The organism is Massilia sp. CT11-108, assembly GCF_047302915.1.
Taxonomy (GTDB): domain Bacteria; phylum Pseudomonadota; class Gammaproteobacteria; order Burkholderiales; family Burkholderiaceae_D; genus Telluria; species Telluria orientalis.
On sequence record NZ_JBKYMO010000228.1, the window covers coordinates 1 to 9122 of the forward strand.

The following is a 9122-nucleotide window of genomic DNA, read 5'->3' on the forward strand; positions in this document are numbered from 1 at the left end:
GGCGAGGACGATGGTGCCGGCGCGTGCCTTCGCGTTCAGGGGGATGGCATCCGGCGTGCGGCCCAGCATGCCGGCGAGGCCGCGTTTCAGTTCCGCGCCGGCGGCGCGCACGGTCGGGGTGTCGTCGGGTGCCGTGATGCCGGTGGCGGCGGCCGCCAGTGCGGTCCTCTGGGCTGCGGGGAGGGGGCGGTAGCGCAGCCACAGGTCGTAGCCGTCTTCATCGGCGGCGTGGGCGAGGTGGGTGCCGACCAGGGCAAGCACGAGATTCAGGACGAACGCCGTCATGATCCGTGCGCGGACAAGCCGCGGCAAATATCGCATCGTAGTCTCCGTTGTATTTATATGAGTACCGGGTGCGGCGGCCCGTCCGGCGCAGGAATGTTAGCGCAAACTCTGGAAATGGGAAATCGATTTATGAGTGTTTACGGTCATGTTTATGGCTATCTTTGCATGGGACGAAAGTGCTAAGATAGCGCAAACAAAAAATGATGGGGAATAGGGAGAATGACCAAGACCAAACCAGAGTCCGTCCAGGAAGAGCTGGAACGACGGGGCCAGCCGACGATGGCCGACGTCGCCAAGCTCGCGGGCGTGTCCGCCATGACGGTCTCGCGCGTCATGAACGGCAAGGGCCTCGTGCGCGAAAGCACGCGCCGCAAGGTCGCGGAAGCCGTGGCGGCGCTGAACTACACGCCGAACCAGGAAGCGCGCAACCTCGCGGGCTCCAAGCCGATCCGCGTCGGCTTCTTGTACAGTAACCCGAGCGCGGCGTATCTGAGCGAGTTCCTCGTCGGCCTCCTGAGCCAGTCGGGCCTGAACAACGTCCAGCTGTTCGTGGAAAAATGCGAAGCCGGCGAGCATGAAGCGGAACAGACGCGCCGCCTCGTCGAGAACGGCCTGGACGGCATCATCCTGCCGCCGCCGCTGTGCGACAGCGAGGAGGTGCTCGCCGCCATCGCGGACGCGAACATCCCGGCCGTCGTCGTCGCGTGCGGCCTGCCGGACAGCCGCGTGGGCGCCGTCAGCATCGACGACTACGAAGCGGCACATGCGATGACGCGCCACCTGGTCAACCTGGGGCACCACCGCATCGGTTTCGTCGTCGGCCATCCGAACCAGACCGCGAGCGCGCGCCGCCTCGAAGGCTATCGCGCGGCCGTCGCGGAGCAGGGCGCGGACGCGTCCGAAGAACTCGTCGTGCAAGGCATGTTCACGTACCGCTCCGGCCTCGACGCGGCCGAGCACCTGCTGGCGCTGGAAGAACGCCCGACGGCCATCTTCGCCAGCAACGACGACATGGCGGCCGCCTGCGTCGCCGTCGCGCACCGCCTGGGGCTGGACGTGCCGGGCGACCTGACCGTCACCGGCTTCGACGACACGGCGCTCGCCACCACGATCTGGCCGGAGCTGACCACCGTGCGCCAGCCGATCGCCGGCATGGCGCGCGAAGCCGTGCAGTCGCTCGTGCGCCGCGTGCGTGCGCTGCGCGAAGGCGAGGAGGCCGAGCCGGAACAGGTGCGCATGGACTTCGAACTGGTACGCCGCCAGTCCGACGCCGCACCGCGCACCCGTCCTTCGGCACTGCTGCCGCTCACCGCCGCCAAGCGCGCCGGCTGATCCCTCCCGGCCGCGGCGCCCAGTCGCGGCCGACTACGCGCAACGCATAAACTGTTCGCGCAAACATCCTCAATTCCCTCTTTTCCCGCCAATTCCGCCATTCGCGGAGGCTGTTGCGTCGCCTCTGCCGGACATCTACCCAATAATTCATTGACAAGCGCCAAATTAGACGATTAGACTGGAATGGTTGCGGTAACATTTCTGTTATTAGAATGTTGGACCTCGATCCACCGCATGCCAGGCAGACCACACTCCGCCGGCCACACGGCGGCATACAAAAACAAGCAGGAGACATAAGTCGATGGGTATCAAACGCAGAGAGTTTCTGGCCACCGTTGGGGGCGCGGCCGGCATGGCAGTCGTGCCGGGCGCGCTGGCGGCAAAAGCCGCCAAAGGGGGCGCACCGGTCTACAAGCAGGCGAACGCGCCCGTCGCGGCGCGCGTGGAAGACCTGCTGGGTCGCATGACGGTCGATGAAAAAATCGCGCAGCTGCAATGCATCTGGTTGACGAAGAAGGATCTCCAGAACGACGATACGAGCTTCAACGCCGAGAAGGCGGCAAAAGTCCACCCGCACGGCATGGGCATGTTCGCGCGCCCGTCCGACCGCCAGATCGGTGCGGACAACAATGCCGGCAACTCGGGCGCCGTCGGCAACCGCGGCCCGAAGGAAACGGCGGACTACGTGAACGCCGTGCAGAAGTGGGCGATGGAAAACACGCGCCTGGGCATCCCCGTCTTCATGCACGAGGAATCGCTGCACGGCTACGTGGCGCCGGAAGCGACCAGCTTCCCGCAGGCGATCGGCCTGGCCTCCACGTTCGATCCGCAACTCGTCGAGCAGATCTTCTCGCTCGCCGCGAAGGAAATGCGCGCACGCGGCGCCAACCTGGCGCTGGCGCCGGTCGTCGACGTGGCGCGCGAGCCGCGCTGGGGCCGTATCGAAGAGACCTATGGCGAAGACCCGCACGTGTGCGGCGTCATGGGCAAGGCGGCCGTGCTGGGCTTCTCGGGCAACACGCTGCCGCTGGCGCAGGACAAGGTCTTTGCCACGCTGAAGCACATGACGGGCCACGGCCAGCCCGAATCGGGCACCAACATCGGTCCGGCGAACGTGGGCGAACGCGCGCTGCGCGAAGACTTCTTCCCGCCGTTCGAGAAGATCATCAAGGAAACGAAGATCGCGGCCGTGATGCCGTCGTATAACGAGATCGACGGCGTCCCGTCGCATGCCAACCGCTGGCTGCTGACGGACGTGCTGCGCAAGGAATGGGGCTTCCAGGGCCTGACCGTGTCCGACTACATGGCGGTCGCGGAACTGGGCAGCCGCCACCACCTGGTCGGCTCGGTGAAGGAAGGCGGCCTGCGCGCATTCAAGGCCGGCGTCGACATCGAGACGCCGGACCCCGCCGGCTTCGCCGCGCTGGACGAACTGGTCAAGGAAGGCAAGATCACGACGAAGGAACTCGACGCCGTCGTGCGCCGCATCCTGCGCTGGAAATTCGACGCGGGCCTGTTCGAGAACCCGTACGCGGACGCCGACCAGGCAGCAGCCCGCACCGCGACGCCGGAAGCCATCGCCCTCGCGCGCAAGGCAGCCCAACGCACCGCGGTCCTGCTGAAAAACGACAAGGGTTTGTTGCCGCTCGCGCCGAACAAGGTCGGCAAGCTGCTGCTGGTGGGCACCCACGCGAAGGACACGCCGATCGGCGGCTATTCCGACAAGCCGCGCCACGTCGTCTCCGTGTACGAGGCGCTGCAGAAGGAAGCGCAGGCCGGCGGCTTCACGCTGGATTATTCGGAAGGCGTGCGGCTGACGGAAGGCCACGTGTGGGGCCAGGACGAAATCGTCTGGACCAAGCCGGAAGTCAATGCGCGCCTGATCGCGGAGGCGGTGGAAGCGGCGAAGAAGGCCGACACCATCGTCATGGTCCTGGGCGACAACGAGCAGACCGCGCGTGAAGCGTGGGCCGACAACCATCTGGGCGACCGCACCACGCTCGACCTGATCGGCCAGCAGAACGACCTGGCCCGCGCCATCTTCGCGCTGAACAAGCCGACCGTCGTGCTGCTGCTGAACGGCCGTCCGCTGTCCGTGAACTACCTGGCCGAACGCGCGGATGCGCTGATGGAATGCTGGTACATGGGGCAGGAAACGGGCCACGCCGTCGCCGACCTGATCTTCGGCCGCGCGAACCCGGGCGGCAAGCTGCCCGTCACCATCGCGCGCAACGTCGGCCAGCTGCCGATGTTCTACAACCGCAAGCCGAGCAGCCGCCGCGGCTACATCGACGACGTGACCACGCCGCTGTACCCGTTCGGCTACGGCCTGTCGTACACCCGCTTCGACATCTCCGCACCGCGCCTCACGAAGGACCGGATCGCGACGAATGGCACGACCCAGGTACAAGTGGACGTGCGGAACACGGGCGCCGTGCGCGGCGACGAAGTCGTGCAGATGTACATCCGCGACGACGTCAGCTCCGTCACCCGTCCGCTGCTCGAACTGAAGGGCTTCCAGCGCGTGACGCTGGAGCCGGGCGAAAAGCGCACGGTCACCTTCGACATCAAACCGACCGACCTGTGGTTCTACAACGCCGACATGAAACGCGTCGTGGAACCGGGGACGTTCACCATTTTCGCAGGACCGAACAGCGTCGACCTGAAGAAGGCGACCCTGACGGTGGCATAACCAAGAGAGACAAGACATGACAGCTACCCAAGCCAACCCGCTGCCCCAGGACCTCGACCAGGCCTTGATGGTCGGCCGCGTCTGGCGTTCAGCTCCGACCAATGGCCCGGCCGTAGTGGCCGTCCGTAACGGTCGTGTAATCGATATCACCCGCCACGCGCCGACCGTGTCCGAACTGCTCGAGCGCGACGACCTGGTCGCCATCGTGCGCGGCGCGGAAGGCGAGGACCTGGGCGACGTCAACGCGCTGGTCGCCGCCGCGCTGGCCGGTGACGAAGGCAACGCGGTGCGCCTGCTGGCCCCGTGCGACCTGCAGGCGATCAAGGCATGCGGCGTCACGTTCGCCGTCAGCCTGCTGGAGCGCGTGATCGAGGAACAGGCCAAGGGCGACCCGGCCCGCGCGGCGGCGCTGCGCCAGCAGCTGCAGGAAACCATCGGCACGAACCTGTCGGAACTGGAACCGGGCGGCGAAGCTGCCATGCGCCTGAAGGCGGACCTGTCGGCACGCGGCATGTGGTCGCAGTACATGGAAGTGGGCATCGGCCCGGACGCGGAAGTGTTCACCAAGTCGCAGCCGATGTCGGCGGTCGGCCACGGCGCGGCCGTCGGCCTGCACCCGTCGTCGCACTGGAACAATCCGGAACCGGAAATCGTCCTGGCCGTGAACAGCCGCGCGCAAGTGGTCGGCGCCACGCTGGGCAACGACGTCAACCTGCGCGACATCGAAGGCCGCAGCGCGCTACTGCTCGGTAAGGCGAAGGACAACAACGGCTCGTGCGCCATCGGCCCGTTCATCCGCCTGTTCGACGGCGACTTCGACATCGACACGCTGCGCAACGCGGAAGTGCGCATGCAGATCGAAGGCGTCGACGACAACTTCGAACTGGCCGGCGCCAGCTTCATGCGCGAGATCAGCCGCGACCCGCTGGACCTCGTGCGCCAGACCTGCGGCAAGCACCACCAGTACCCGGACGGCTTCATGCTGTTCCTCGGTACGATGTTCTCGCCGATCAAGGACCGCGACGCGCAAGGCGGCGGCTTTACCCACCACGCGGGAGACCGCGTGAGCATCTCCACGCCGTCGCTGGGCACGCTGGTCAATACCGTCCAGCGCAGCGACCAGATCGCACCGTGGACCTTCGGCGTGCGTGCACTGTACGCCAACCTGGCCCAGCGCGGCCTGCTGTCCTCTGGCGCGGCTTGAGCCGCGCCTCCTTGATTACAACGAGAATTACATGTCTGAACAAAACCAAGCATTCGTCTACGCCACGTTCCCCGACCTCGCCGGCAAGCGCGTCGTCATCACCGGCGGCGGCAGCGGCATCGGCGCCGAGCTGACCACGGCCTTCGCCGGCCAGGGCGCCCGTGTCTACTTCCTCGACATCGCCGAGGAAGCGTCGCGTTCCCTGGAAGCGTCGCTGGCCAACTCGCGCATCGCGCCGAAGTTCATCAAGTGCGACCTGACCAACCTCGACGAGCTGAAGGCGACCTTCGCGCGCATCGACGAGGAAGCGGGCGGCGTCGACATCCTGCTGAACAACGCGGCCAACGACGACCGCCACGACATCGAGAACGTGACGCCGGCGTACTGGGAAAGCCGCATGAACGTGAACCTGCGCCACCAGTACTTCTGCGCGCAGGCCGTCATCCCGGGCATGAAGGCGCGCAAGTACGGCGTGCTCCTGAACTTCGGTTCGATCTCGTGGCACCTGCCGCACACGCAACTGGGCCTGTACATGATGGCGAAGGCCGCCATCGAAGGCATGACCCGCAACATGGCGCGCGAATTCGGCCCGCACGGCATCCGTGCCGTCACGGTCGTCCCGGGCGCCGTCGTCACGCCGCGCCAGAAGGCGCTGTGGCACAACCCGGATGAGGAAGCGCGCATCCTGGCCGGCCAGTGCATCCCCGAGCGCGTCGAGATGGAAGACGTGGCCGCGCTGGCGCTGTTCCTGGCGTCGAACAATGCGCGTCACATCTCCGGCCGTGAATACTTCGTCGACGCGGGCTGGTATGGCGCATAAGATGGAAAATAACCCCACGATCGCCACGCAACCCACCCCATTGTGGGAAGTCGGCGCGACGCTGGGCGAGGGCGTCCTGTGGGATGCCCCGGCCAGGCAGGTGTGGTTCGTCGACATCAAGGGCAAGCGCCTGCACCGCTGCGACGCCGACGGCGGCAACCGGCAGAGCTGGGACGCACCGGGCCAGGTGAGCTTCGTCGTGCGGGCGTCGGACGGCGGTCTCGTCGTGTCGCTCGAAGATGGCCTGTACCGCTTCGTGGAAGCGACCGGCGAGTTCGTCCCGTTCGCGAAGGTCGAGGCGGACGTGACGGGCAACCGCTTCAACGACGGCCACGTCGACGCGCAGGGCCGTTTGTGGTTCGGTTCGATGGACGATGCGGAAGAAGCGCCGTCGGGTGTCCTGTACCGTTTCGACGGCACGCGCGTCGTACGCATGGACGACGGCTACATCATCACGAACGGCCCGGCCGTGAGCCCGGACGGACGCACGCTGTATCACACCGACACGCTCGATAAACGGGTGTATGCTTTCGACCTGGCGGAAGACGGCAGCCTGGCGAACAAGCGCCTGTTCGCAGAGATCACCGACGGCGGCTGGCCGGACGGGATGGCGGTCGACGCCGAGGGTTATGTGTGGATCGCGGTGTTCCGCGGCTGGCGCATCGAACGCCGCAATCCGCAAGGCGAGAAGGTGGGCGAAGTGCGCTTCCCCTGCTCGAACATCACCAAACTGGCCTTTGCCGGCGACGACCTGCGCACCGTGTACGCGACGTCGGCGCGCAAGGGCCTGACGGCCGAGGAACTGGCCCAGCAGCCGCTCGCGGGCGCGCTGTTCACCTTCCGCGCCGAGACGGCCGGATTGCCGCACCACGTGCTGCGGCTGCAGGAGTAATACGGAATGACACAACAGAACAGCAAACCGAAGCGCTTCCGGTCGCAGGACTGGTTCGATAACGAAGAGCGCATCGACATGACCGCGCTCTACCTCGAGCGCTTCATGAACTACGGCATCACCCCCGAGGAACTCCGCTCCGGCAAGCCGATCATCGGCATCGCCCAGAGCGGCAGCGACATCTCGCCGTGCAACCGCATCCACCTGGACCTGGCCAAGCGCGTGCGCGACGGCATCCGCGACGCCGGCGGCATCCCGATGGAATTCCCGCTGCATCCGATCTTCGAGAACTGCCGCCGTCCGACCGCGGCGCTGGACCGCAACCTGGCCTACCTGGGCCTCGTCGAGATCCTGCACGGCTACCCGATCGACGCCGTCGTGCTGACGACCGGCTGCGACAAGACGACGCCGGCCCAGCTGATGGCCGCCGCCACCGTCGACATCCCCGCGATCGTGCTGTCCGGCGGTCCGATGCTGGACGGCTGGTTCGAAGGTGAACTGGTCGGCTCCGGCGCCGCGATCTGGAAGGGCCGCCGCCGCCTCGCCGCGGGCGAGATCGACGAGAAGAAATTCATCGACATCGCGACCGCATCGGCACCGTCGGCCGGCCACTGCAACACGATGGGCACCGCGTCGACGATGAACGCCATCGCCGAAGCGCTGGGCATGTCGCTGACGGGCTGCTCGGCCATCCCGGCGCCGTACCGCGAGCGCGGCCAGATGGCGTACGAGACCGGCAAGCGCATCGTCGGCATGGCGTTCGAAGACCTGCGTCCGTCGCAGATCCTGTCGCGCGACGCGTTCATCGACGCGATCGTCGTCAACGCCGCGATCGGCGGTTCGAGCAACGCGCAGCCGCACATCGTCGCGATGGCCCGTCACGCCGGCGTCGAAATCACGCCGGAAGACTGGATGGAATACGGCTACGACGTGCCGCTGCTGCTGAACATGCAGCCGGCCGGCAAATACCTCGGCGAGCGTTACCACCGCGCCGGCGGCACGCCCGCCATCATGTGGGAGCTGGAGCAGAAAGGCCTGCTGCGCTCGAAGCGCCAGACCGTCACCGGCAAGACGATGGCCGAGAACCTCGTCGGCCGCGAAAGCATTGATCGCGAAATGATCACCCCGTTCGATCAGCCGCTGAAGCAGAAGGCCGGCTTCATGGTCCTGAAGGGCAACCTGTTCGACTTCGCGATCATGAAGACGAGCGTGATCTCGGACGCCTTCCGCCAGCGCTACCTGTCGGCGCCGGGCTCGGAAAACGCGTTCGAGTGCAAGGTCGTCGTGTTCGACGGTTCGGACGATTACCACCACCGCATCAACGATCCGGCGCTCGGCATCGACGAAAACACGATGCTGGTGATCCGCGGTTCGGGTCCGGTGGGCTGGCCCGGTTCGGCGGAAGTCGTCAACATGCAACCGCCCGATGCACTGATCAAGAAGGGTATCAACGCGCTGCCCACGCTGGGCGACGGCCGCCAGTCCGGCACGTCGGACAGCCCGTCGATCCTGAACGCGTCGCCGGAAAGCGCGGCGGGCGGCAACCTGGCGCTGCTGCGCACGGGTGACCGCGTGCGCGTGGACCTGAACACGGGCAGCTGCAACGTGCTGATCTCCGACGAGGAACTGGAAGCGCGCCGCAAGGACGCGCCGCCGCCGATTCCGGGCAACCAGACGCCGTGGCAGCAGATCTACCGTGCGACTGTCGGCCAGCTGCACACGGGCGCCGTAATGGAGATGGCCCTGCAGTACCGCGACGTCGGCCACGACATGCCGCGCCATAACCACTGATCGTCACCATCCCTGAAAGGGCCCGTTCGTGAACTGAACCCCAAAAGTTGGACACCAACTTTTGGGGTTTTTTCATGGCCAAGTACAGCGAGCAGTTCAAACTCGC

At 66.3% G+C, this 9122-nt stretch carries 7 protein-coding genes; 6 read left to right on the top strand and 1 reads right to left on the bottom strand.

The features are described 5' to 3' along the window. On the bottom strand, positions 1 to 285 hold a 285-nt coding region (locus tag ACEN88_RS18015), incomplete at its 3' end, for an alpha-glucuronidase family glycosyl hydrolase (protein WP_413341711.1). A gap of 219 nt (positions 286 to 504) precedes the next feature. On the opposite strand from ACEN88_RS18015, the gene ACEN88_RS18020 reads away from it, so the two are divergent. The 6 genes from ACEN88_RS18020 (at position 505) to ACEN88_RS18045 (ending at position 9016) form a co-directional block, all read left to right on the top strand. Beyond that, entirely contained in the window at positions 505 to 1617 is a 1113-nt protein-coding gene (locus ACEN88_RS18020) for a LacI family DNA-binding transcriptional regulator (protein WP_413341713.1), read from the top strand. Positions 1618 to 1918: 301 nt separating this feature from the next. Next, positions 1919 to 4309, top strand: coding sequence for a glycoside hydrolase family 3 N-terminal domain-containing protein (locus ACEN88_RS18025; RefSeq protein ID WP_413341714.1), 2391 nt, complete (start codon positions 1919 to 1921; stop codon positions 4307 to 4309). A gap of 16 nt (positions 4310 to 4325) precedes the next feature. Continuing rightward, positions 4326 to 5513, top strand: coding sequence for a fumarylacetoacetate hydrolase family protein (locus ACEN88_RS18030; protein WP_413341716.1), 1188 nt, complete (start codon positions 4326 to 4328; stop codon positions 5511 to 5513). Positions 5514 to 5544: 31 nt separating this feature from the next. Then, positions 5545 to 6333, top strand: coding sequence for an SDR family NAD(P)-dependent oxidoreductase (locus ACEN88_RS18035; RefSeq protein ID WP_413341718.1), 789 nt, complete (start codon positions 5545 to 5547; stop codon positions 6331 to 6333). Position 6334: 1 nt separating this feature from the next. Further along, a complete protein-coding gene (locus ACEN88_RS18040; RefSeq protein WP_413341720.1) occupies positions 6335 to 7225 on the top strand; it encodes an SMP-30/gluconolactonase/LRE family protein in 891 nt (296 codons plus the stop codon). Between the two features lie 6 nt (positions 7226 to 7231). After that, positions 7232 to 9016 carry an IlvD/Edd family dehydratase gene (locus ACEN88_RS18045; RefSeq protein ID WP_413341722.1) on the top strand — a complete coding sequence of 595 codons (1785 nt, stop codon included), beginning with the start codon at positions 7232 to 7234 and terminating at the stop codon, positions 9014 to 9016. Positions 9017 to 9122: the final 106 nt, after the last annotated feature.